The 24,984-nt window shown below is 70.9% G+C and carries 16 protein-coding genes; 5 read left to right on the top strand and 11 right to left on the bottom strand.

Features of this window, described 5'->3' with window-relative positions:
- Positions 1-39: 39 nt before the first annotated feature.
- From ON33_RS08445 to ON33_RS08400, 10 genes are all read right to left on the bottom strand, one after another.
- The gene (locus ON33_RS08445; RefSeq protein ID WP_245550393.1) at positions 40-1,428 is read right to left on the bottom strand and encodes an acetyl-CoA carboxylase biotin carboxylase subunit; all 1,389 of its coding nucleotides are present in this window, start codon (positions 1,426-1,428) and stop codon (positions 40-42) included.
- Positions 1,425-1,994, bottom strand: coding sequence for an acetyl-CoA carboxylase biotin carboxyl carrier protein (locus tag ON33_RS38070; RefSeq protein ID WP_051151807.1), 570 nt, complete (start codon positions 1,992-1,994; stop codon positions 1,425-1,427). The genes ON33_RS08445 and ON33_RS38070 overlap by 4 nt, the downstream gene beginning before the upstream one ends.
- Complete coding sequence (locus tag ON33_RS08435; protein WP_040857198.1) at positions 1,991-3,673, bottom strand: acetyl-CoA carboxylase carboxyl transferase subunit; 1,683 nt, start codon at positions 3,671-3,673, stop codon at positions 1,991-1,993. Before ON33_RS08435 ends, ON33_RS38070 begins: the two co-directional genes overlap by 4 nt.
- Positions 3,670-5,235, bottom strand: a complete 1,566-nt coding sequence (locus ON33_RS08430) for a PfaD family polyunsaturated fatty acid/polyketide biosynthesis protein (protein WP_040857197.1) — start codon at positions 5,233-5,235, stop codon at positions 3,670-3,672. Before ON33_RS08430 ends, ON33_RS08435 begins: the two co-directional genes overlap by 4 nt.
- Positions 5,232-7,274, bottom strand: coding sequence for a hotdog family protein (locus ON33_RS08425; protein ID WP_040857456.1), 2,043 nt, complete (start codon positions 7,272-7,274; stop codon positions 5,232-5,234). Before ON33_RS08425 ends, ON33_RS08430 begins: the two co-directional genes overlap by 4 nt.
- Positions 7,271-13,735, bottom strand: a complete 6,465-nt coding sequence (locus ON33_RS08420; RefSeq protein WP_051151806.1) for a type I polyketide synthase — start codon at positions 13,733-13,735, stop codon at positions 7,271-7,273. Before ON33_RS08420 ends, ON33_RS08425 begins: the two co-directional genes overlap by 4 nt.
- A gap of 40 nt (positions 13,736-13,775) precedes the next feature.
- Positions 13,776-14,375: an SGNH/GDSL hydrolase family protein gene (locus ON33_RS08415; RefSeq protein ID WP_040857196.1), complete on the bottom strand. Its 600-nt coding sequence runs from the start codon at positions 14,373-14,375 to the stop codon at positions 13,776-13,778.
- The gene (locus tag ON33_RS08410) at positions 14,372-15,622 is read right to left on the bottom strand and encodes an NAD(P)/FAD-dependent oxidoreductase (RefSeq protein ID WP_040857452.1); all 1,251 of its coding nucleotides are present in this window, start codon (positions 15,620-15,622) and stop codon (positions 14,372-14,374) included. The genes ON33_RS08415 and ON33_RS08410 overlap by 4 nt, the downstream gene beginning before the upstream one ends.
- A gap of 7 nt (positions 15,623-15,629) precedes the next feature.
- The gene (locus tag ON33_RS08405; protein WP_245550386.1) at positions 15,630-17,363 is read right to left on the bottom strand and encodes an AMP-dependent synthetase/ligase; all 1,734 of its coding nucleotides are present in this window, start codon (positions 17,361-17,363) and stop codon (positions 15,630-15,632) included.
- A gap of 74 nt (positions 17,364-17,437) precedes the next feature.
- Entirely contained in the window at positions 17,438-18,382 is a 945-nt protein-coding gene (locus ON33_RS08400) for a LysR family transcriptional regulator (protein WP_040857194.1), read from the bottom strand.
- Between the two features lie 248 nt (positions 18,383-18,630).
- Between ON33_RS08400 and ON33_RS42700 the strand changes: the two genes are divergently transcribed.
- From ON33_RS42700 to ON33_RS08380, 5 genes are all read left to right on the top strand, one after another.
- On the top strand, positions 18,631-18,783 hold the full coding sequence (locus ON33_RS42700; protein ID WP_218001385.1) for a hypothetical protein: 153 nt from the start codon (positions 18,631-18,633) through the stop codon (positions 18,781-18,783).
- Between the two features lie 53 nt (positions 18,784-18,836).
- Complete coding sequence (locus ON33_RS08395; protein WP_040857450.1) at positions 18,837-19,382, top strand: HNH endonuclease; 546 nt, start codon at positions 18,837-18,839, stop codon at positions 19,380-19,382.
- Positions 19,383-19,460: 78 nt separating this feature from the next.
- Positions 19,461-19,727 (top strand): WhiB family transcriptional regulator, encoded by a 267-nt coding sequence (locus tag ON33_RS08390; RefSeq protein WP_040857193.1) that lies wholly within the window; start codon positions 19,461-19,463, stop codon positions 19,725-19,727.
- A gap of 128 nt (positions 19,728-19,855) precedes the next feature.
- Positions 19,856-21,532: a substrate-binding domain-containing protein gene (locus tag ON33_RS08385; protein WP_040857192.1), complete on the top strand. Its 1,677-nt coding sequence runs from the start codon at positions 19,856-19,858 to the stop codon at positions 21,530-21,532.
- Between the two features lie 89 nt (positions 21,533-21,621).
- Complete coding sequence (locus ON33_RS08380; protein WP_040857191.1) at positions 21,622-22,032, top strand: DUF7144 family membrane protein; 411 nt, start codon at positions 21,622-21,624, stop codon at positions 22,030-22,032.
- Positions 22,033-22,112: 80 nt separating this feature from the next.
- On the opposite strand, the gene gcvP is transcribed toward ON33_RS08380, so the two are convergent.
- Positions 22,113-24,953, bottom strand: a complete 2,841-nt coding sequence (gene gcvP / locus ON33_RS08375) for an aminomethyl-transferring glycine dehydrogenase (protein WP_040857190.1) — start codon at positions 24,951-24,953, stop codon at positions 22,113-22,115.
- Positions 24,954-24,984: the final 31 nt, after the last annotated feature.

Raw genomic sequence — 24,984 nt, 5'->3', positions numbered from 1 at the left:
CTGCGCGGGCTCCTTCGCGTTGCGGGCGGCCGCCCTCCATCATGCCCGCGCCCCCACCGGACCGGTGAGCGAACCGATCAACGCCGTGTCGTGGGCGGCGGCCCGGAAGCGGGGATGATCCAGCACGTCGTGCAGGAATTCCGCCGTGGTGGCGACACCGGCGCCGCGAATGCGGGTCTCCGCGAGCGCGCGCCGCATGCGGTCGATGGCTGCGGCCCGGTCGGGAGCCCACACCACGACTTTCTCCAGTAGCGAATCATAGTGCGGCGGAATGGAATAGCCCTGCGAGATGTGACTGTCGACCCGGACGAACTGGCCGCCCGGCAGCACGCATTCGGTGAGAGTGCCCGGGGCCGGGGCGAATTCCCGCTCCGGATCCTCGGCATTGACGCGGCACTCCATGGCCACGCCGCGCGGATTCCCGCCGGACTCGACGGTCAGCCGCTCCCCCGCCGCGATCCGCAACTGCTCGGCCACCAGGTCGATGCCGGTGATCATCTCGGTGACCGGATGTTCCACCTGCAGACGGCAGTTCACCTCCATGAAGTAGAACTGCCCGTCCCCGTCGAGCAGAAATTCGACCGTGCCCGCACCGACGTACCCGGCCGCCTCGGCGCCGCGCACGGCCGCCGCGCCGATCCGCTCGGCCAGCTCGTCGGAGAGCCCGGGGGCGGGCGCCTCCTCCACCAGCTTCTGGTGCCGGCGCTGCAGCGAGCAGTCGCGCAGGCCCAAATGCACCACCCGGCCGTGCGTGTCGGCCAGAATCTGGGCCTCCACGTGGCGGGCCGGTTCGAGATAACGCTCCACGTAGAGACGGCCGTCGCCGAAGACGGCGGTCGCGTTGGCGCGGGTCTGCTGCCAGGCGGTCGCGAAGTCGCCCGGATCGCGGACCACCCGCATGCCGCGGCCGCCGCCACCGGCCACCGCCTTGAGGATCACCGGGTATCCGATGTCGCCGGCCAGATCCCGGGCCTCGTCGACGGTGTCGACCGGGTCGCGGCTGCCGGGCAGCAGCGGCAGGCCCGCGTCGGCCATCAGGGCGCGGGCGGTGGACTTGTCGCCCAGCCGGGCCATTACCGCGGCCGGGGCGCCGACGAACACCAGGCCCTCGGCCTCGCAGACCTCGGCGAAATCGGGGTTCTCCGAAAGGAATCCATAGCCCGGGTGGACAGCGTCGGCGCCGGTGGCGCGGGCGGCCTCGATGATCGCGGGCACGTACAGGTAGCTGCGCTTGGCCGGGCCGGGACCGATCTGCACCGACTCGTCGGCCATCCGCACCGCGAGCGAATCCCGGTCGGCGGCCGAATGCACTGCCACGGTGGTGATTCCGAGCTCGGCGCAGGTGCGGATGATCCGCACCGCGATCTCGCCCCGATTCGCCACCACCAGCTTGCGGATGGGCCGCGTCACCCCGGCGACCGGGCTCACCGCAGCACCTCGAAGACGATCAGCGGCTGCCCGTGCTCCACGGATTCGCCGTCCTCGACCCGGAATTCGGCCACCACACCCTCGCGATCCGCGGTCACCGGGATCATGAGCTTCATGGCCTCGATGATGGCCACCTGCTGACCGGCGCGCACCGGGTCGCCCTCGGCGACGAAGGGCGCGGCACCGGGCTCGGGCGACCGGTAGAAGACGCCGACGGTTTCGGCGTTCAGAGTGAATATCGCTGTCTGCGAACCATTTTCCGGTCGCGCGGCGGTCGCGCCCGCCTCCGGCGCGGCCGCGACGGCCACTGCGGGCTGAACGGTCCCGGCGGGCTGCGCCACCGCCGCGCCGTCGGTGCGGCCGCCGTCCCAGCTCACGTGCAGGACCACGGGCCCGTTGGCCACGATCACCGTGGTGGGAGCGGGCACGATGCCCGCGCGGACAGCCAGGGTGTGCCGGGCCAGGACCGCGAGGCTGTGGTCGGCCTCGGCGGCGCTCACCACAGCGGCGCCGGACGCGGACGAGGTGCTATCGGGACGAACGAGGGTGCTGCCGTTGTCGGTCATCGGTTCTCCTGCAGATCGTTTCGGGCGACGCCGAAGGCTCGGAAGCGTGCGTGCCGGTGGGCGCGCAGGTCGGACGCGGACCAGGCCCGCAGTTCGTGCACCGCCTGCCGCAGCGCACGGCGCAGCAGCGCGGTGGCGGCGGCCGGTTGCCGATCCGCACCACCCTCGGGTTCGGGGATGACCGCGTCGGCGATGCCGAGTTCGAGCAGGGCGGCGGCGTCCACCCGCAGCGCCTGTGCGGCACGGGGCGCGGCGGCGGCGTCCTGCCAGAGGATGGACGCGCACCCCTCGGGGCTGATCACCGAGTAGACGGCGTTCTCGCAGATCAGAACCCGGTCGGCGACCGCCAGCGCCAGCGCTCCCCCGCTACCGCCTTCACCGGTGATCACGGCGACCACCGGAACCGGCAGTCCGGCAAGCAGTTTCAGGTTCTCGGCGATGGCCACCGCCTGCCCCTGCTCCTCGGCGGTGATACCCGGGTAGGCGCCGGCGGTATCGATGAGGGTGACGACCGGCAGGCCGAGCTTGGCCGCCAGCCGCAGCACGCGCGCGGCCTTGCGGTAGCCCGGCGGCGTCGGCATGCCGAAGTTGTGCGCGGCCAGTTCGGCTGCGGTATGGCCCTTCTGGGTGCCGATCACCGCGACGGGCACCCCGTCGAGGCGCGCGAGTCCGGCCACCATGGCCGGGCAGTCGGCGGCGAGGCGGTCACCGTGCAGCTCGACGAACTCCTCGAAGGCCCCGGCGATGTGATCGAAGGTCGTGGGCCGGCCGAGCCGCCTGGCCGCCCGCACCCGCTCCCACGGGTCGGCGGGTGCCAGCGCGGCCGGATCGGTGAACACCGCCTCGGCGTCGTTGGCGTACGGCCGCGCCGGGCGAACGGTCATGCCCACCAGCCGGATCAGCCGGTCGCGCAGCGCCGACCGGTGGCAGATCATGTCGACGACGCCGTGCTCGAGCAGGAATTCCGCGGTCTGGAACCCGGCGGGCAGCGTCTGGCCGATGGTCTGGCGGATGACGCGGGGGCCCGCGAACCCCAGGCGCGCACCGGGTTCGGCGATGATCACGTCGGTGGAGGTGGCATAGGAGGCCGCGACACCGCCGTAGGTGGGATCGGTGATGACCGAGACGGTCAGCACGCCCGCGTCGTCGAGACGGCGCAGCGCGTCGCTGGTCTTGGCCATCTGCATGAGGGCGACGATGCCCTCCTGCATCCGCGCCCCGCCCGAGGCGGTGACCAGGATCAGCGGCCGGCGTTCGGCCAGTGCGACTTCCGCGGCCGTGGTCACCGCCTCGCCGACCGCACTGCCGAGACTGCCGCCCAGGAACCGGAAGTCCATGGCGGCCACCACGACCGGCACCCCGCCGAGCGTGCCGCGCACGCATGCCACGGCCTCGTCCAGCCCGGTCCGGCGGCGGGCGTCGGCCAGCCGGTCCGGGTAGGGGCGGGAGTCGGTGAAGATCAGCGGGTCCGGCACGGTCGCCGCGTAGGCGAGGGGCACGGCGCTGTCCTGGTCCAGCAGCAGCTCGATCCGCTGCGGGGCGGTGAGCATGCCGTGGCTGTCGCATTCCGGGCACACCCGGTCGCCGCGTTCGTAGCGTTTGACGTAGATCATGGCCGCGCACCCGGGGCACACCATCCAGGTGGTGCCGGCCGAGGTGCCGGTGTCGAGAATGGTCATCGCTCCTCCATCGGACGAGGCAGGTACCGGGCGACCGCGGCCGGAAGCCGCACCCCGGCGGTGCGCAGCTGCGCGACGCGGGTCAGGTAGGCCGCCCCGGTCATGAGCTGATCGGCGATATCGGCGACCGCGCGATTGGCGGGCTCGGCCAGATAGGTGCCCGCCGCCCAGGTGTTGAACCCGCCCATGGCCGGGCCGCACCAGATCTGGTAGTCGGCCACCCGCTCGGCCTCACCGCGGATGCTCCAGCCCGAAGACAGGCCGAGATACCAGCGGAAGATCAACGCCATCCGCGCCTTCGGATCACGTTCGGCCGAAACCAGCTGCGCGGGATCGCGTTCGGTGAAGAAGGCCACGCAGTCCTGCCACACGGTCCGCAACGGACGGCGGAACAGGGTCGCCTCCAGATCGGCCCGGACCTCGGCCGGGATGGAGTCGATGCCGTCGTAGGCCCGGTAGAGGTCGTAGAGGCGCTGCGCGCGGGTGGCGAACATGGTGCCGCGCCGCAGCACCTGCACCTGCACGCCGAGTTCGAACATGTCCGAGGACGGCGCCATCACGCAGTCCGCGAACTGCGCGGTGGCCAGCAGCCGCTTGGTGGCCTCGCACTGCTGTGCCTCGCGCGCGGACTGATTCACCGAACCGGTCACGATGTAGGCCGCCCCCATGGCGAAGGCGGTCGCGGCGGCGTCGGGGGTGCCGATGCCGCCGGCCGCGCCGATGCGGACCGTCGCGGCGGCCGGCACGGTGCCCGCGACGCGGTCGCGGGCGGCGATGAGCTCGGGCAGCAACACCACCAGCGGGCGGCGGTCGGTGTGGCCGCCGGAATCTGCCTCCGCGGTGATGTCGTCGGCCATCGGCACCCTGGTGACCAGATCACCCTGGGCGGCGGTGATGCGGCCGCTCTCGACCAGCGGCGTCACCAGTCGCTGCGGCGCGGGCCGCAGGAACAGCTCGGCCACCTCGACGCGCGACACCTTGGCGATGATCCGGTGCCGGATCTCGATGCCGCCCTGCGGATTCACCGCGAGCCCGGCCGCCCGGTAGCGCACCACCTCGGCGGTGAGGTCCATGAACGCCGAGGCCTCCACGCACCGCACGTCGTGGCGCAGGCAGGCATCGACGATGGCGCGTTCCAGGGCGGGCTCCGACGGGCTGTGGATCAGGTTGACGGCGTAGGGCTTTCCGCGCAGCCGGGCGGACAGCTCGGCCAGGGCGACCTCCACCCCGGCCGGCGGCACCCCGGCCGCGCCATAGCTGGCCAGGTAACCCGCCTCGGCCATGGCGATCACCAGTTCGGGCGAGGCGATGCCGTTGGCCATGGCCCCGGCCGCGTAGGCGGCCCGGACCCCGTGGGTGGCACGGAAGGCGCTGTCGCCCAGTCGTTCCGGGGGCAGCGGCCCCACCGCCGCGAGAATCCCGCCGCGGGCGGCCAGACCCTCGTCGGCGGTGGCGGCGACCCGGCCGTCGTGCCGGATGATCCAGCACGGGCGGTCCAGGTCGCCGAGCAGCGCGGCGATCTCCTCGGCCGTGTCGGCGGCCGGATTCCGGAGGGTGGTCACGACAGCGCCTTTCGGTCGGCGAGTTCGATGGCCAGGTCGATCAGCTCGTAGATGCGCAGGCCCGGCTTCCACAGCGAGCCGTCCACCACGACGGTCGCGCCGTGCGGCCCGCGGTGCACCGACTTGATGTGCGCCTCGAGCTCGACGGTGCCGTCGGTGGGCAGGAACTGGCCGCGGTAGCGCCAGCTGAAGGCGATGTCGCGGGGAATCCGGAACACCGGATCGGCCATGCCGTCGGCGAATCCGGCGTCGAGCATCCACTCCTGCACGGCGTGGATCACCGACTCGACGCCCAGCGAACCCGGGATCACCGGGTCCAGGTGGAAGTGCCGGGCGAAGAACCAGTCCTGCGGATCGATGGTGCGCAGCGAACGCAGGTAGCCCGCACCGTAGTTGCCGCCCTCGTCGACCACCTCGACCCGGTCGATGAGCGCCAGCTTGCGTCGCGAGCAGGCCGGCGACGCGGGATCGGCGCGGCGCGCGGCCACGTCGATGACGCGCGGGGCGGCCCCGGGATGCTCCGACAGCCAGCTCGGCACGTACTTTCCGGCGTCGAGACCGGTCTGGTTGCCCAACGCCTGATCGCTGAAGTAGCCGAACATGGTCTCGCCGCGGTAGAACGGCTCACCGTCGACGCTGAGGGTGTAGTCGAAGGTCTGCAGCGAGGAACCCGGCAGGATGGTGGTCGACAGTAGCCGCGAGGATTGCTGAATCGTCTTGCCGCGCAGGTCGACCTGCCGCAGCACTGTCGCGGTGCCGCCCAGGTTGCGCAGGCTCAGGGTGGTACCCGGCTGGGTCAGCGTCGGCCCCGCGTAGTAGCCCATGAGCAGCGCCGCCTGCAGCGAGGTCTCCATGTAGACGAAGTGAGGCATGGAGTCGTTGGCGGTGTCGCCGTAGTACCAGGAGTCGGCCGGTGAATCGTATTCGGTGTCGTACGAAGCGGATTCGAGGTTGCCGCGTTCGCCGTCGAAGCGCAGCACCCGATCCACCAGCAGCAGTCCGCCGGTGGGCAGGCGGGTCGCCCGCACGCCGGTGTACTCGGCGAATTCCGGGCCCATGGCGATGGCCTGGTCGCCGCGCGCCAGGTGCGCCATGTGGAACTCGTTGAGCAGCACCCGTGGCACCGCCTGGCCCGGGCCGACCTCGGCGCCGAGCCGCTCGGCCACCATCACGGTGACGGCCAGGGCCGCGCCGCCGTCGAGGGTGGCGGTCGCCTGCAGGAACGGGCGCGGCACCAGATCGAGCCGGTCCACCACCAGATCCAGGATGCCGCTGCCGAATCCGGCCTCGGTCTCCCCGACGCCGCCGGTGAGTGTGCTGCCCGACAGGCACAGCGGCATCCCGGTGTACAGGGCGAACACCTCGGCAGCCTGCAGGGCGGCCGCCCGCGGATCCCCGTCGAAGCGGGCCAGCACGCGACCGTTGCCGGTGCCGCCGTACACCTCGATCGACTCGATCTCGGTGAGGGTGAGCGGCGTGGTGGCCGCCAGCCGGGCCGTCACCTCGACGCCGGTGCGCTGATGCGTGCGGCCGAACACCGCGCTCAGCTCTCCGGCGGCCAGCCGCTCGAGCGCCGCCCGGTCCAGCCGCGACACCGCGGTGCGGGCCAGGGGCTTGAAGGCGCCCTCGGGGGCGAGGAACACCGGAGTGCTCGGCGGGACCGGAGCCTGCTGCGCACCGGCCGGAACTGCCGCGGCTGCCGCCGACACAGCGTGGCTGGCGTCCTCGGCGCCGACGGTCGCGGCACGGGCCCGTCGCCACACCTCCCGCTGCAGCGCCGTCTGCGCGGTCAGCGCCGCACGGTGCGCCTCGATGACGCCGGCCCGGATGGCGGCGATCGCGTCCGCCGCGACCGGATGCACCGGCCCGGCGTCGGACTGCGGCGCGTGCACCGGGGCGAGCGCCGAAATCGCCTGCGGCGCAACCGGCGTCACCTGCTCCGGCGCGGCGGGCGCCGCCGCCGTAGTGGGCGCTGCCGCGGCCTGCGGCCGGGTGCCCGTCGGATCGAAGGCGATGCCGTCGAAGTCGAGAACTGTCATGCCGTCCACCCCCTCACCGAGGTCTGGAACTTCTCCGTCAGATCGGGTGTCGTGAGCACGGCGACATCCGAGAACCGTTGCAGCACCGTGCCGTCGAGGGCCAGTGCGGTCGAGTCGATCAGGGCTTCCATCCGGCTCGCCCGAGGGTTGTCGACGACCACCAGGAAGCGCTCGCCCGCCGGCAGCGGGCGGTGGTAGTCGATCCGGCCGACGCCCAGCGGCAGGCAGGCCGCGCCGAGCAACCGGTGTCCCAGCACCAGCGGGGACTGCAGGAGCAGATCGGCCTGGACCGGATCGTGCAGACGGCTCGCGAAGCTGCCGTGCGCCACCGGATCCGCGCTCAGCGCGCATTCCAGGACGATGGCCGCGTCGCTCGCCGACCGCACCGCGCGCAGCCCCTGCAGGGCTGGCGCGTGGAACTGGATGCCGTCGCGGTAGACATAGCTCGCGTCACTGCCGGTACCGACCGGAACCTGCTGCCGGGCAGCGGCTTCGGGCTCGTCGCCGAGTAGCAGGGTGGCCCGGAAACGGGCGGCGCCCTCACCGAAGACGGTGGCCCGCATTGCGATCCGGCCGTCCACCGGGTCGGCGGGCTCGAGTTCCACCTCGATGCTCGGGATCGGGTGATCGAACACCAGGCCCTTGAGCACCTGGAAGCCGCGCACCCCCACCACCATCCGCCCCGGCCGGGTACGTTCGGCGAGGTTCACCATGGCGCCCAGCCCGAAGGTGGCCGGCAGCACGATGTGCTCACCGATGCGGTGCGCCTCGATCACCGGCTCGGTCACCAGTTCCACGATCCCGCGGCGGGCCCGCACCGGTGCGGGCTCCACGCTCGACGCCGAAAGGGCGGTGGCGGAACCGATGAGCAGCACCGGTTCGGGACGGCGGGCGGCCGAGAACTGCGCGGTGAACGCGGCGGCGCCGGCGGCCGGCGCCAGCAGCGGCACGCCGCGGGACCGGAAGTGTTCCCGCAGTTCGGGAGTCACCATGCCACCGTCCCAGGCGCCCCAGTCCAGGGCGGTGACCCGGCGGTCCGGGTCCTGGGCGCCCCAGCTGACCGCGAACCGGCCCAGCGCCTCGTTGGCCGCCGCGTAGTCGGCCTGCCCGGTGTTGCCGAACAGTCCGGCCACCGAGGTGAACAGCACCAGATGCCGGACGTCCCCGGCCGCCTCCAGCACAGCGGCCAGCCCGGCCAGTTTGGGCCCGAGCACCCGCCCGATCGACTCGGCCGTCTTATCCGGAATGAGTGAATCCGCGAGTACTCCGGCCCCGTGCACCACACCGGTGATCGCGCCACGCCGCACACCGGCGGCCACCGGTGAGGTTCCGCTGTCGTTCGAGCCGTTTCGCGCCGCGTTCGGCGCGAAGGCCGCCTGGCCCGACGCAGGTTCCCCCGCGTCGGCGACACTCGGTGCCGCCGGGGCACGCCACGGCGCGAGCGCGGCGGTCAGGGCCGCGGTGTCGGTGGCGTCGACGGCGAGGTATTCCGCCCGATCGCCGAGTTCGGCCAGGGTGGAACGGATTTCACGGACCGCGCGGATCCCGCCGCAGGTGCGGTCGATATCGCGCGGGGTGACCCCGGCCCCGGCCAGAGCACGCACGGCGGCGGGCTTCAGATCGGCATCGGCCACACCGGTGGCCCAGTCCGGATCATCGGTCAGCTCGGTGCGGCCCAGCAGGACGAAGCGGCACTCACTGGTGCGGGCCAGTTCGAGCACGCAGGTAGCGGTGACGCCGCGGGCCCCGCCGGTCACCACCAGGGTGTCGTCGGCCGTCAGCAGGGACGGACCGAAATCTGTTCCGGCGCGGATGATTTCCACGGTGCGAGCCGCGTCGTGCCGACTCGGCACCGGGGTGCGGCGGACGCCGTCGGCGTCGATGCCGACCTCGGGAGTATCGACGGCGGTGTCACAAAGCTCCTCGAGCACGACCTCGGCCAGCCGGTGCGGCAGTATTCGCGGGTCGATGTCCAGAGCCCGGCAGAACAGCGCGGGCTGTTCCGCGGCCAGGGTTTTCACCAGACCGCCCAGGCCGCCCAGCAGGGCCGGCACCGGTTCCGCGTCACCGCGGAAGCCGAGGTGGCCGTCGAGCCGGGTGATGGTCGCGAACCCGGCCCGGCCGGTCGCCGCCCGCAACCGGGGCAGCACCTGTCCGGCCACCAGGATGGCGTCGGTCAGAATGGCCTGTGCCCGCACCCATTCGGTCGCCACACCGGCGACCACGACGCAGGCGTCGACCGGGCCGGTGCCGGTGACCGCGTCGGGGCCGGACACCCGACGCACCGACCAGCTGCGGGCCCGCAGCAGTTCCTCGATGGCCTCACAATCGGTTTCGGCCGACTCGTCCAGGCACACCAGCACGGCGTGCCCGGCCGGGCGGTAGGGATCCACGGCCGGATCCACCGCCGGCAGCTCGACGAGTTCGACGACGTGCCGCGGCGTTTCGGCCGCGGCCTCAGCTTTTGGGTGGACATCACCCCCGGCCAGCTCGCCCACGATCTGGTCGAGTGTGCGCAGCGTGCCGAGTTGCTCCGGTCCCAATACCGGGAGCTCCGGAAAGCGTTCCTGCAGAGCGCCGATCACCTGGACCCGCTTGATCGAATCCACCCCCAGATCCGCCTCCAGATCCATCGTGGTGTCGACCATCTCGACCGGGTAACCGGTTTTGTCGGCGACCACTTCACGCAGCGCCTGACGCAGCGCGTCGGCGGAGACACCGTCGGTGACGGGCGCGGCCTCGGCGTCCGGAGCCGAGTCGGCAGCCGGGGCGGCGGCCGTCTCACCGGCGACCAGCTCATCCACCACCTGGTCCAGGGTGCGCAGCGTGCCCAGCTGTTCCGGGCCGAGCACCGGCAACTCCGGGAAGCGTTCCTGCAGAGCACCGATCACCTGGACCCGCTTGATCGAATCCACCCCCAGATCCGCCTCCAGATCCATCGTGGTGTCGACCATCTCGACCGGATAGCCGGTCTTGTCGGCGACCACCTCACGCAGCGCCTGACGCACCGCGTCCGCGGACAACGCCGCGGCGGCCTGCTCGACGGGAGCGGCCTGCTGCACCGGAACACTCACGGGTGCAACCGGTTCCGGCTGCGCCGGGGCGGCCGGAGCGGCCACCGGAGCCACCGCGACCGGAGCCGCCAGGGCGGGCGCGGGCGCGGCCAGGGCGGCCGGCGGCAGTGCGGAGCTGCTCGCGGCAGACTCGACGTAGACCGGGATCGACTGGGCGCGGGCCACCCCGGACCCGCCCTCCAGCTCGGCCAGCTGCGCGACCACATCACCGGCGCGGGAATGGCTTTCGCTGATGGCGACGCCGTGGTCCTTGACCGCCTCGATGGCGCGGACCAGCAGTTCGTCGACCTGACCGTGGCGCAGCGCGCCCGCCAGATCGCGGGCCAGTTCGAGCTGGCCGTCGAGGTAGTGGCGGTGGGTGTGCAGGTGCTGCACGAGCGCGCTGTCCAGGGCGCCCGGCGTGGGAATGCGGTACTGCGGTTCCGCGGTCACGGGTTTCTCCAGGGTACTGGGGGCATGGGTGCCGTTGGCGTGATGACCGTTGCCGGTCGGGGCGGCCGGGGCCGGAGCCACGGGGGCCGCCAGGGCGACGGGAGCGGGGGCCGGGGCGGCAGCGGCCGGGGCGGCGACCGAGAGCTGGTAGCTTTCCGACAGGGCGGCGGCGTAGGCCTTGCGGCGCGCCTCGGGAACGTACTCGGGAGCCGAGAGGCTCACCGCCATAGCGGGTTTCGCGGCCGGGGCGGCGGGCTCGGCGGCACCGTAGCGGTTGATGCCGCGCAGGTCGAAGCCGAGCACGGCCAGGCGCACCGCGGCCCGCTTGAGTGCCAGATCGCCGTTGCCGATCGGACCGGAATCCGTGGCGATGGCGATGATCTCGTCGCCGAAGGTGCGCCGCGCCAATGAGGTCAGCACCTGCTTGGGACCGAATTCGACGAACACCGTGCAGCCGTCGGCCCGCATGGCGGTGAGCGCGTCGTAGAACTCGACCGGATTGCTCAGCTGGGCGGTCAGCGTGGCCCGGTTGGCCTCGAGGTCCGCACCGTAGGACGCGCCGCGGGTATCGGCGTAGACGGTGGCGTCGGGCGTCCCGATCTCCACCTCGGCCACCGCCGCGCCGAACACCTCCACCGCATGCCCCACGTACGGGGTGTGGAAGGCGCCGGAGACCGGCAACGCCCTGGTGATCCAGCCCTTTTCGGTGAACAGCGTGGTGGCCGCGGCGACCGCCTCGGTGCCGCCGCCGACCACCACCTGATCGGGGGCGTTGTGGTTGCAGATCCACACGTCCTCGACCTCGGCGATGACCTGCTCGATCTCCTCGCGCGCGGCGCCGACGGCCACCATGGTGCCCGCCTCGACGCCCTCGGGGACCGTCATGGCCGCGCCGCGTGCCCGCGCCAGGGTGAAGAAGTCCTCGGTGCCGACCGCGCCGGACGCCCACAGCGCGGTGAGCTCGCCGAAGCTGTGCCCCAGGTAGCCGTCGGCCCGGAAGCCGAACTCGCTCAGCACCCGGAACTGACCGGCCGACAGCGCGCCGATGGCCGGCTGCGCGAATTCCGTACGGCGCAGGGCATTGTCCTGCTCGGCCCGCGTCTCGTCGTCGAACGCCGGCGGCGGGAAGACCACCGCGCCCAGCCGCACCGGCGCCTGCGCGAAGGCGGCGTTGGCCGCATCGAACGCCGCGCCCACCGGCGGATTGTTCAGTGCCGCATCGGCGCCCATGTCGACGTACTGGCTGCCCTGCCCGGCGAACAGCGCGCCCACCTTGCGGTCGGGCAGCGCGGCGGCGCGGAAATACACGCCCTCGGGGTGATCCCACTGCGGCGCTTCGGGATTGCGCACCAGCTCGTCGACCACCAGCGCCCGCAGGTCCGCGGCCGAGTCGTCGTCGAGGGAGACGAAGCCGACGCGCGCGTGCTGCTCGGGAATGTCGCCACCGTCGGTGCCCTCGGTGCCGCGCACCGCGTCGATCAGGCCGGCCACATCCGGCGCGTGCCACAGATGCGCGCGCGGCGTGCGATGCAGCAGCGGAGTCCGCTCGCTGTCGGCCTCCTCGAGCACCAGGTGGAAGTTGGTGCCGCCGAAGCCCATTGCCGAGGCCGCGGCCCGGCGCACGGGACGCTGCGGGTCCAGGATCCACGGGCGGGTGCGTGAGTTCACGTAGAACGGCGCGGTGCTGGACGCGATCTCGGCATTGGGCGCGTCGACATTGATCGTGCCCGGCAGCACCTTCTGGTGCAGCGCCAGCGCCAGCTTCATGACGCTGGCGGTGCCCGCCGCGCCCTTGGTGTGTCCGATCTGGGACTTCACACTGCCCAGCGCCGCGAACCGGGCCTCGGGAGTCGCCTCGGACAGCAGCCCTTTGAGCGCGGTCAACTCGGTCTTGTCACCGACAGCGGTGCCGGTGGCGTGCGCCTCGATGAGCTCGACATCGGCCGGCGAGCAGTCGGCGTCGGCGTAGGCGCGGTCCAGCGCCACCCGCTGGCCCTCGGCCACCGGCGCGTAGATGCTCTTGGCCCGGCCGTCACTGGACGAGCCCAGGCCCCGGATCACCGCGTAGATGCGGTTGCCGTCGCGGCGGGCGTCCTCGAGCCGGCGCAGCGCCAGCATCGAAATACCCTCGCCCAGCAGCGTTCCGTCGGCGCCGGCGCCGAATGGGCTGATCCGGCCGCCGTGCGAGAGCGCGCCGACCTTGCTGAAACACATGTAGATGAAGATGGTGTTCTCGGTGTCCACGCCACCGGTGATCATCAGATCGGCGCGGCCGTCGCGCAGTTCGGCGATGGCCGTGCGGATCGCCGCCAGCGAGGCCGCGCAGGCCGCGTCGACGGTGCAGTTCATGCCGCCCAGCCCGAGCCGGTTGGCGACCCGGCCCGCGACCACGTTGGCGAGCAGGCCCGGGAACGAATTCTCCTCCCACGGAGCGAAAGCCGCGACGAAGCGGTCCGCGATGGCGTCGGCGTCACCGTCGGACAGACCCACCGAGCGGGCGGCCTCCTTCAGCACCGGCGTCGACAGCCGGGCCGCGAGGGGATGCATGAGCGGGACCGGGCCGGTGGTGCCCAGCACCACGCCGGTGCGCGCCGGGTCGTACCAGGACGACCCGGTCGCGCCCGCGTCGGCAAGCAGGTCGCGCGCCACTCCGAGGCTGAGCGTCTGCATGGTGCTCGTCACCTCGAGCTGGTTGGGCGGCAGCCCGAACTCGAGCGGATCGAAGTCGACATCGGGCAGGAACGCCCCGCGTCGCGAGTAGGTCTTGTCGGGCGTCGCCGGATCGGCGTCGTAGTAGTCGTCCAGGCTCCATCGCGAGGCGGGCACGTCTTCGGTGCAGTCGACACCGTCGACGATGTTCTGCCAGTACTCTCGATGGTTGCGTGCCTTGGGCAGCAGGCCCGACATCCCGACGATGGCAATCGGGTCGCGCGCCAGGCGTCTGTCGTCCGTCACGGAAAATCCTCTCGAACCATGGTGTGGTGAGCCGTGTCGCTCAGGCGGCGACGATGGTGGCGGTGGTGGACGCGATGAGTTCGGCCGCGGCGGCGGCGAACAGGCGATGACCGGACGGGCTCGGGTGCAGCCCGTCCTCGGTCCAGGTGGCGGCCAGCTCCCATTCGGGGCGGGCCGACAGATCCAGCAGCAGGACGCCGTGGGCGGCCGTGACCCGGGCCATGACCGCGTTGGCGAAGGCGAACCGCTCGCGCAGCAGGCCCCGGAAGTTCTCCGGAACCGGCAGGCGCGCGGGGATATCCGGGTAGTCGGCGGTGAAAACCGTTGCGCCCGTGCCGGTCAGCGTGCCGAACAGGGCATTCAGGTTGTCCTCGAACGCCTCCGGATCGAAGGCGCTCACCAGATCGTTCACCCCGGCGACCACGCCGTACAGCTCGGTGCGACCGGCCCGCGGCAGCTGCTGCCGCAGGACGTCACCGGTGGTCGCGCCGTGCACGCCCAGATTGCGGATGGCGCCGGGGCGCATCCCGAGCTGGCCGCCCAGCCGCGTCACCCAGCCGCGGTACCCGCCGGCCGCGGCCGGGTCGCCGCGACCTTCGGTGAAGCTGTCGCCCAGTGCGATCAGGCCCGGGGTGCTCATAGCGACGCCTCGGCCTTGGAGACGTGGCGCGCGGCCTCCGGGAAGCCGACCAGCTCGTACAGCTCGGCCAGTTCCTGCTCTCCGAAGAACTTCTCCGACGGGTACAGCCCGGCGATCAGGCCGAAGAACTTCTTGATGTAGTCCGGGCTCATGCTGGTCGCCCGGAACACCGAGTCGTAGTACGGGGTCAGGGTCAGCTCGGAGATGCTCAGGGTCAGCTCGTAGGTGCTGGCGCTCTGGGCGTCGCGCTCCCGCTGATACTCGGGCAGGGTCTCCTCGAAAGGCCGTCCGCCCGACAGGCTCTCGTCGGCCAGGTCGGCCAGCAGCTGGGCGTACTTGAAGGAGTCGGTGATGCCCCAGCCGGTGAACGGGTCCTTGTGGTAACCGGCGTCGCCGACCAGCGCCCAACCCGGGCCGAAGGACTGGCGGCGGTAGTTGTCGGGATACAGCATGGGACGGAACGGCTCCGCCCGCTTGCCCGTATCCCGCAGGCGCGCACCGAGTTCCGGGTCGATCTGATCCACGATCTCCTGTACGCCGGCATCGGGGTCGGCGCGGAACTCGCGGAACCGGTCCCGCTTGCGCATGACAGCGACCAGGTAGAGGTCGTCGTTGGTCGGCCAGGCCGCGAACTGCTGCTCACCGAAACCGGTGCGGTGGTTCATGCCCCAGTCCAGGCCCTCGTAGTACGAGTAGTAGACGAAGCACGCGGCCTCGGAACCCTCGTAGACCTGCGCGCCCACCTCCTTGGCCACGATCGAGTTGGCGCCGTCCGCACCGACCACGAAGCGCGCCCGGAACTCCTGCTCGGGACCGTCGCCGACGCGGCCGCGGATACCGGCCACCCGGTCGCCGTCGCGCAACAGGCCGGTGACGGTGAAGCCCTCGATCATCTCGGCGCCCGACTCACCGGCCGCGTCGACCAGGATCTTGTCCAGCACGGTGCGGCGCGGGCAGTACACGGCGTCGATGCCGTCGGTCGACGGGTCGGCCATGCCGCGGATGTCGATGTCGGTGTAGGTGAAGTTCAGGTGCCGTACCGGCGGGCAGCCGGTGGCCACCACACGGTCGAGCAGACCCCAGGTCTCGAGCAGGCTCAGGCCGGCCTGGTGAATGTAGTGCGTGGAAGGGGTGTCGCTCGGGAACTGCGCGCGGTCCACCGCCAGCACCCGATAACCCTTGCGTGCCAGCAACATGGCCAGCGGGGAACCCGAAACCCGGGTACCGACAACGATGACGTCGTACATGCTCAATTCACTTTCGCTTCGTCGAGTAGAGGAGATCGATATCGGCCGAATAGGTTTCCGCGATGGCCGCGCGGCGCAATTTCAGTGACGAGGTCAACAATCCGTTGGCAACGGTGAAATCGCCTGCCACAATCCGGAACTCGCGAATTGATTCCGGGCGGGACACGAGAGAATTCGCGTCGTCGACGGCGACCTGAACGGCGGTCGCCGGGTCCTGGTCGGGGTGCTCGAGTCGCCACGCCTGCGCGCGCTCGGCGTCGAGGGTGACGAGCGCGGTGACGAAGGCCCGTCCCTCCCCCACCACCATGCAATTGCTGACCAGGGGATGCAGCCGCACCCGATCCTCGAGCGGGGCGGGCGCGACGTTCTTGCCGCCGGAGGTCACCAGGATCTCCTTCTTGCGGCCGGTGATGCGCAGATAGCCGTCCTCGAGGACGCCGATGTCCCCGGTGTGCAGCCAGCCCTCGTCGTCCACCGGACGCTGGTCACGGGCGGCGCCCCAGTAGCCCGGCGACACATGCGGGCCACTGACCAGCACCTCACCGTCGGCCGCGATGCCCACGGAGGTCCCGGGAATCGGCTTGCCGACGGTGCCGAGCCGGTTGTTCTCCGGGGCGCTGACCGTCACCGCGGTGGCCGCCTCGGTCAGGCCGTAGCAGTTCAGGATGACCGTGCCGAAGCCCGCGTAGAACCCGGCGGTCGAATCATCCAGGGACGCACCGCCGGAGATCACATAGCGCAACCGCCCGCCCAGCGCGGCGGCCACCGGATCCTCGGAGGCCACCGGCCCGTCGCCGTTCTGCAACCGGATCAGGCCCGTGACCACGGCGTCCTGTTCGTCCTCCGGGGTCAGCAGCGAGCGGCAGTGCTTGCGAATCTTCTCCAGCGCGTAGGGAATCAGCGACAGGAAGGTCGGCCGCAGCCGCGCCAGCGCCGGCACCAGCTCCGGAATGCCCGGCAGCAGATGTGTTCTCGCGCCCCCGAACAGGCAGGCGAACAGCGTGGTCTGTCCGAACACGTGCGACAGCGGCAGCGCCAGCGCGGTGACGCCGTCGAAGAGCTCACCGGTCTGGCGGACCGTGTTGGCCGACGACACGTACATATTGCGGTGCGTGATCATGCAGCCCTTGGACACTCCGGTGGTGCCGCTGGTGTAGACGATCATGGCCAGGTCGTCGGCCCGCACCGGCGCGATGTACTCGTCCAGGTCGGCCCGCACCGGACCCCGTGCCCAGGCGGCGATGTCCTCGAAGGTCCAGACCTCGCCGGCGCCCGCGGCGCGCAGCCGCTCCGCGTCCGCGGCGGTCTCCGCCGCGGAATACGCACTGCCGCTGTCGGTCAGGATGTGCTCGATCTGGGCGGGCGAGGAGGTCGGATACACCGGCACCACCACCGCGCCGATGGCCAGCACCGCGCAGTCCAGCAGCGCCCAGGCCAGGCCGGTCCGGCCCAGCACCGCCACCCGGTCACCGGCGGCCACCCGCCGGTCGAGCAGCGCGGAGGCCACCGCGCGCACCTGCCGGTCCAGTTCGGCGCAGGTCAGAGGCGCGCCCTCACCGTCGGCGAGGGTCTCCCGATCGGGGTGCCGGGCCGCCGCCGTGGCGACCATCTCGTACAGGCCGGCCGTGGCGGCCGGTTCGACACCGTTGCCGGTATCTGATCGGGCGGCGACCGGCGTCGCGGGGGTACCGGACCCGGGGTTCGTGACAGGCGTGGTCTTCGTGACAGGCGCAGTGTTCACGAAATGAATTCTGGTGGGCGGCAATCATTCTCGTCGCCGCCCGACCGGCCTTCCTACCGCGCGAAAGTCATTGCCTATCGAATCGCCGCCACGGAAACCGGGCGAGGATCATCGAGTGGTGCCGGTTCCGCGGATTCGACGCAATCGAGAAACGCCTCCACCGCCGGATTCGATTCCTCGGCCCGCCACACCGCATACAAGTCCAGCGTGGGCACCGGATCCAATAACTTCACCGCCACCGAATTGCTGCCGGGCGCACCCATTCCCATGGAAATCGCGCGCGGCAGCGAGGCGAACCCGACCAGCGGCCGCACCGACACCATGTGCGCCGTCGCACCCGGATCGTCGGCGTGGTGGGCCACGTTGAGCGAGATGCGGGTCTGAGCGGCGCACCGGAAGATGGTGTCGTACATGGCCGGACACTGCTCGCGGGTGAACAGCACACAGTCCTGTCCCTGTAGTTCCGCGAACGGCACTCCCGGCCGATCGGCCCAGCGGTGCCGCCGGCCCACCACGGCGACCAGCGGCACCCGGTGTAGTAGTCGGCGGTAGCGGAACTCCACCGTGCTGGGGTGGCCGTACACCAGGGCGATGTCGAGGGATCCGTCCGACAGCGCCGCCAGCTGCGGTCCCGTGCGCTTCTCCCACAGCGAGACCACGATGTCGGGACGGCGTTCGGTCATGCGCAGCAGGGTCTCCGGCAGCACATGCCGGCTGGCCGGCAGGTTGTATCCGATATTGAGGGTGCCCGCACGGCCCTCCGCGGTGGCCTTGGCCGCGCGTGCGGCCCGGTCCATCTGGGCGACGATCTGGCGGGCCTGTAACTCGAACTCACGCCCGGCGGCGGTGAGCCGGACCTCGTGCGAATTCCGGGCCACCAGCTGGACCCCGAGCGACTTCTCCAGTTTCTGGAGTTGAGCGCTCAAACTTGGCTGAGTGAGATGAAGGCGCTGCGCTGCGCGGCCGAAGTGCAACTCCTCGGCAATCGTAATGAACGAGACCAAATGCCGGAATTCCATGACGCGGCTCCTCCCGAGTACCCGTTACGGTAGCTTCGGCAGGTAACCGGCGATGAATCGAATCCGCACAGCCGCCGCCGGTTCGGTTACCTGCCAGTGAATCTCCGATGTGATCCTGCTCTCCGTGGAACAATCCCGCGCCCCCACTCGTTGGCATGCTGGTAGGGGGTCGCAGAAAATCACCACGACAACGGCAGGTCCGTTGTGCCACCATGTGTTTCACCGAAAATCATCCGACCGTCACGGTCGTGACCAGCAGGAAGGAGGAGACGGCATTGAATCCGAAGTTCAGCGGACAACATCCGAGTTCGCCCGACCGGTGCACCCTACGCATGCGCCACGCCGAACGCAGCCTGCGCGGCGATGACCGGACCAGCGGCCGTCTCCAGGCTCACGCGTAAGCGGCCGACTCCCCCTCCTGCTCGTTCCCTTTTCACGAAACATGGTGAACCCCATGCTGTTCCGTCATGCCGAAGACCCGGAGATAACCACCGACAACTGGATACACGCCGGAGTGCTGCTGCTCAACGCCTCCTATGAGGCGCTGACCACGATCCGCGCCGACCGTGCGATGGTGCTGCTGCTCAGCGGCGCCGCCGAGACGGTCAGCGATCGGCAGCCGCACTTCCCGATCCGCTCGAAGCACCTGGAGCTGGCACTGCCGGAGACCATCCGGCTCACCCGCTACATCTACCTCGAGCACCGGATTCTCGTGCACGACGACGACAGCCGCGCCACCCTGGCCGCGGTTCTGCGCCGCGACCACTACCGCTGCGGGTACTGCAACGACTGGGCCCGCACCGTCGACCACATCCGCCCGCGTTCGAAGGGTGGGCCCAACACCTGGGCCAACCTCATCGCCGCGTGCGGTCCCTGCAATACGTACAAGGCGGACCGGACCCCCGAGGAGGCCGGCATGCGCCTGCTGTGGGAGCCCAAAGCCCCCAACGACAGAGAGCGGACCCAGCGCCAGGTCTGGAAGGAACTGGCGGCGTCCTGATCTCCAGGGACCGGGTCCGGGCTCGTTGAACGGAAAACGCACATCCCGCGTGATCGGACATGAAAGGAGCGAGATCCGATGACGAACACTGCACTGCTGGAGCCGACCCTTGCGGATCTGCTCCCCATCTCCGACTCGAAGGACTACTGGCAGCGCGCGGCCTGCAAGGGTGACCCGAACCACGAGGCGTGGTTCCCCTACCCGTCGCAGGACTTCGACTACGCGCGCGGCGTCTGCGCGGGCTGCCCGATCCGCCGCGAATGTGGTGACTTCGCGGCCCGCACCGGCCAGTCCGGTGTCTGGGGCGGTCACGAGTACGACCGCGGCAAGCTGATCCGCGACTGACACCTCGGCGGCGACTTCCTTCCGGAGTCGCCGCCATTGTCGTTCCCCGCCGCAGGTCCAGGCCGGTCGGATTTCGCGTAACCGCCTGGCACAGGCGCTACCAGGACGTCAACATAGGATGGTCGCTCGTGGGTACTCATCGCGCCGAGGGCGGGTCACGAGGGATCAGCAAGGGACCGGTCATAGTAGTCGTCGCGGTGATCGTGCTAGCGCTGGCCGTCGTCGGCTGGGCCTGGTTGTCGGACCGGTCCAAGGAACGCGACAACCGGGCCGCCGCCTCCTGCGTCGAGGGCACCGCCACCCTGAACGTGACCGTCGATCCTGACATCCTCACCCCGGTCAGGGCCGCCGCCGACCGGTTCAACACCACCAAACCGCACGTGCGCGACCACTGCGCCGAGGTGGCCGTGACCGCACAGCCTTCGGCGGCCATGGTCGCGGCCTTCACCTCCGGCAAGTCATGGGATCCCGCGCTGGGCCCGCAGCCCGCGCTCTGGATTCCGGAATCCTCCCGCTCGGTCGAGCAGATGCGGGTGCCGGGCCTGATCGCGGGCACGCCGGCCCCGATCGCGGTCAGCCCGATCTCCCTGGCCGTCCCCGACGAACTGCGCCGCGCGCTCGAGGCCGGCAAGGTGCACTGGTCGGATCTGCCGAAGCTGCAGGAGGGTTCGCTCGCCGATCTCGGCCTGCCCACCTGGGGCAGGCTGCGCCTGGCCCTGCCCACCGGGGACAGCGCGCAGGCCGTCGCGGCCGCGGTCGGCTCGGGCGTCTCCGGCACCGAGCCCCTCGACGAGAAGGCCGTCGCCACCGGTCAGGTGGTCTCGGCCATCTCCAACCTGGCCGCGGACGCACCGGCCGCCAAGGACGTGGCCGGCGCGCTCACCGACCTGTCCGGCGCTGCCGACCCGGCCACCGCTCCGCTGCACGCGGTCGCCGCCACCGAGCAGCAGATCCGGGCCCGCGACGGCCTGACCGCCTTCCGCCCCGACGGCGCCGGCCCGGTCGCCGACTACCCGGCCGCCCAGCTCACCGGCTCCTGGGTCGACCAGACCCAGAACCTGATAGCGGGCCTGTTCGCCGACTTCCTGCGTGCCCCCGACCAGTCGAAGCTGTTCACCGACAACGGTTTCGGCGCCGCGCCCCCGGCCACCACCCCGGTCCCGGCGAAGGCCGTGCTGGACAAGGTCGGCCAGATCCTCGCCCACCCGATCCTCGGCGTGCAGGCCACCGTGCTGCTGGACGTCTCCTCCTCCATGTCCGCCACCGAGGGTTACGGCACCCGCCTCGCCAATGCGGTTGCGGCACTGGAATCCACGATGGGCGTCATGCCGCCGGAGTTCGGCCTGGGCCTGTGGGAGTACTCGAAGAACCTCGACGGCAACAATCCGTACAAGGTGCTCACCCCGACCGCGCCGCTGTCCAACGACCAGCGCACCGCCATCGGCCAGGCCCTGACCACGGTCACCGCGAGCACCTCCAAGCCGGACCGCACCTACCCGACGCTGCTGGCGGCCTACAAGAACGTGATCGCCAACTACGCCGCGGCCCGCACCAATTCGATCCTGCTGATCACCGACGGCCCCGAAGACGATTCCACCGTCACCGGCGATCAACTGCTCGCCGACCTCGCCGGCGCGACCGATCCGGCGCATCCGGTGCGGATCGACGTCATCGTGGTCGGCGGCCCGGGCACCCAGACCCTGCAGACCCTCACCCAGCGCACCGGCGGCACGTACACCAAGGTGAACACCACCGCGGACCTGCCGTTCGGAACCGCGGTCTCGCAGGCGCTGACCACCCCCTGACCGATCCGGCGCCGACCGCGCAAACCGGAAAGGCGACACTTCGGCAGCGCTTTCCGCATTGGTCAGCAAACCCGTGGCATATTCGGCGAATGGCACATAGCACTGCTCCCGAACCCACATTGAAGCAGGGCCTCGCCGCCGGCACGACCATCGCGGCGGGCATCCTGCTGCTCGTCGTCGGCGTGCTCTCGATCCTGCAGGGCATTTCCGCGGTGGCGTCGGACGACCTGCTGGTCGTCGGCTACGACTACGTCTACAAGATGAACACCACCGGCTGGGGCTGGATCCACATCGGCCTGGGCATCATCGAGGTCATCGTGGCGATCGGCCTGCTCCGGGGCACCACCTGGGGCCGGATCGCCGCGCTGGTGCTGGCATCCCTGTCCATCGTGGAGAACTTCCTCTGGATTCCGTACTACCCCGCCTGGTCGCTGCTCATCATCGCGCTCGATGTCGTGGTGATCTGGGCCATCGCCACCTACAAGCCCGTCAAGATCTGACCCTCGGCGGCGAACGGCGAAGCGCCCCAGCGGTTCTCGAACCGATGGGGCGCTTCACCGTTCAGGAGCGGCGACGCCGATCACTCGGCGTAGGCGTCCAGCGGCGGGCACGAGCACACCAGATTGCGGTCGCCGTAGGCGCCGTCGATGCGGCGCACGGACGGCCACACCTTGGCCCGGGCGTGCCTCACGCCCATCGGGTAGACGGCCAGCTCGCGACTGTAGGGGTGATCCCACTCGCCGACCAGGCATTCCGCCGTGTGCGGCGCGCCCCGCAGCGGGTTGTCCTCCACCGGCCATACCCCGGCCTCGACCTGGTCGATCTCGCCCTTGATCGCGATCATGGCCGCGATGAAAGCGTCCAGCTCTTCGAGGTTCTCGCTCTCGGTGGGCTCCACCATGAGGGTGCCCGCCACCGGGAAACTCATGGTCGGGGCGTGGAAGCCGTAGTCCGCCAGGCGCTTGGCCACATCGTCGACGGTGACGCCGGTGCGCTTGGTGATCTCGCGCAGATCCAGGATGCACTCGTGGGCGACCATGCCGTTGTCGCCGGTGTAGAGCACCGGGAAGTGCGGATCCAGCTTGCGCGCAATGTAATTGGCCGAGGCGATGGCGGTCAGGGTGGCGCGGCGCAGGCCGTCGGCGCCCATCATGCGGATGTAGGCCCAGGTGATCGGCAGGATCGACGCCGAACCGTACATGGCCGCCGACACCGCGTGCGACCCCGGCACCAGCGGATCGCCGGGCAGGTACTGCGCCAGGTGCTCGCGCACCGCCACCGGGCCGACGCCCGGACCGCCGCCGCCGTGCGGGATGCAGAAGGTCTTGTGCAGGTTCAGGTGGCTGACATCGCCACCGAACTTGCCCGGACGGGCCAGTCCGACAAGGGCATTGAGGTTCGCGCCGTCCACGTACACCTGGCCGCCGGCCTCGTGCACCAGGCCGCACAGCTCGGCCACCTCGTGCTCGTACACGCCGTGGGTGGACGGGTAGGTGATCATGATGCAGGCCAGCCGTTCGGCGTGGTCGGCGATCTTGGCGCGCAGGTCGTCGAGGTCGATGTCGCCGTTGGGGCGGGTCTTCACGACTTCCACCCGCATGCCCACCATGGCCGCGGAGGCGGCATTGGTGCCGTGCGCGCTGGACGGGATCAGGCAGGTGTCGCGGTGCGAGTCACCGCGATCCAGGTGGTAGCGGCGGATGGCCAGCAGGCCCGCGTACTCGCCCTGGCTACCGGCATTGGGCTGCAGGGAAACCCGGTCGTAGCCGGTGACCGCGCACAGCCAGCCCTCCAGGTCCTCGATCAGCTTGATCAGGCCAGGCGCGTCCTCGACCGGCGCGTAGGGATGCACCCGGTTGAAGCCCGGCCAGGTGATGGGCTCCATCTCCGCGGCCGCGTTCAGCTTCATGGTGCAGGAGCCGAGCGGAATCATGCTGCGGTCCAGCGCGATGTCCTTGTCCGAGAGCGCGCGCAGGTAGCGCAGCATGGCGGTCTCGGTGCGGTACTTGGTGAATGCCGGCGCGGTCAGGTACTCCGAGGTCCGGACCTCGATGTGCGGGCGCTGCCTGCCGTGGAAGAGCGCGCCCTCGGGGCCGACGGGAACCTCCGCGCCGAAGCAGTCCAGCACGGCGACGACGTGGGCGTCGGTGGTGACCTCGTCGCAGGCGATGGCGATATGGTCGGCGTCGACCAGGCGCAGGTTGATCCCTTCGCCCTTCGCCTTGGCCACGATGGCTTCCGCGCCGGCGGGCACCTTCACCAGCACGGTGTCGAAGAAGCTCTGGTGCACGACCGCGTCGCCGAGCCCCGCGGCGAGCCACTGGGCGTGTCCATGCACCCGGCGCGCGAGCGACCGCAGGCCGTCGGCGCCGTGGTAGGAGGCGTACATGGCGGCCAGGATGGCCAGCAGCACCTGTGCGGTGCAGATGTTGGAGGTCGCCTTCTCGCGGCGAATGTGCTGCTCACGGGTCTGCAGCGCGAGCCGGTAGGCCAGGTTGCCGTCCGCGTCCACGGACACGCCGACGAGGCGGCCCGGCAGCTGCCGGGCGTGCGCGCTGTGCACCGCGAGGTAGCCGGCGTGCGGCCCGCCGAAGCCCAGCGGCACGCCGAAGCGCTGCGTGGTGCCGAAACAGACGTCCGCGCCCTGCTCGCCGGGCGGCGTAATCAGGGTCAGCGCAAGCAGATCCGCGCCGACCGCCACCAGCGCGCCCCGCGCGTGCGCGATCTCGATGACCGGGGCCCAGTCCACGATCCGGCCCGACGCGCCCGGCTGTTGCACGATCACGCCGAAGAAGTCGCCCTCGGGAAGCTGCCCGTCCGCCAGATCGGCCTCGACGATCTCGATGCCCAGCGGCTCGGCGCGGGTGTAGAGCAGGGTCCGGGTCTGCGGGAACAGGTCGGTGTCGATGAGCAGCCGCTCGGACTTGCTCTTGCGGTTGGCCCGCTGCAGCAGCGTCATGGCCTCGGCCGCCGCGGTGGCTTCGTCGAGCATGGAGGCATTGGCGACCTCCATGCCGGTCAGGTCGCCGACCATGGTCTGGAAGTTCAGCAGCGCCTCGAGCCGGCCCTGGCTGATCTCGGGCTGGTAGGGCGTGTACGCCGTGTACCAGGCCGGGTTCTCGATCAGATTGCGCAGCAGCACCGGCGGGGTGAGGGTGTCGTAGTAGCCCATCCCGATCATGGAGATGGCGACGGTGTTCGAATTCGCCAGCGCCGCAAGCTCGGCCAGCGCCTCGTGCTCGGACACCGCGGCGGGCAGCGCGTTCAGCCCGTTGCCCTCCGGCGCGTCCAGAATGCTGGCGGGCACGGCCCTGGTGGCGAGTTCGTCCAGCGACTCGACGCCCACGGTCTCCAGGATGCGGCCGGTCTCACCGCTGTCGGGGCCGATGTGGCGGTCGGCGAAGGATCGAGTCCAGATCACGGCTGCTCTCCAAAGGGGTGGGCGGGGGTCG

This window comes from Nocardia niigatensis NBRC 100131, from assembly GCF_000308655.1.
Lineage (GTDB): Bacteria > Actinomycetota > Actinomycetes > Mycobacteriales > Mycobacteriaceae > Nocardia > Nocardia niigatensis.
The sequence above is the reverse complement of the archived record's forward strand: the minus strand, read 5'-3'. Positions and strand labels throughout refer to the sequence as shown.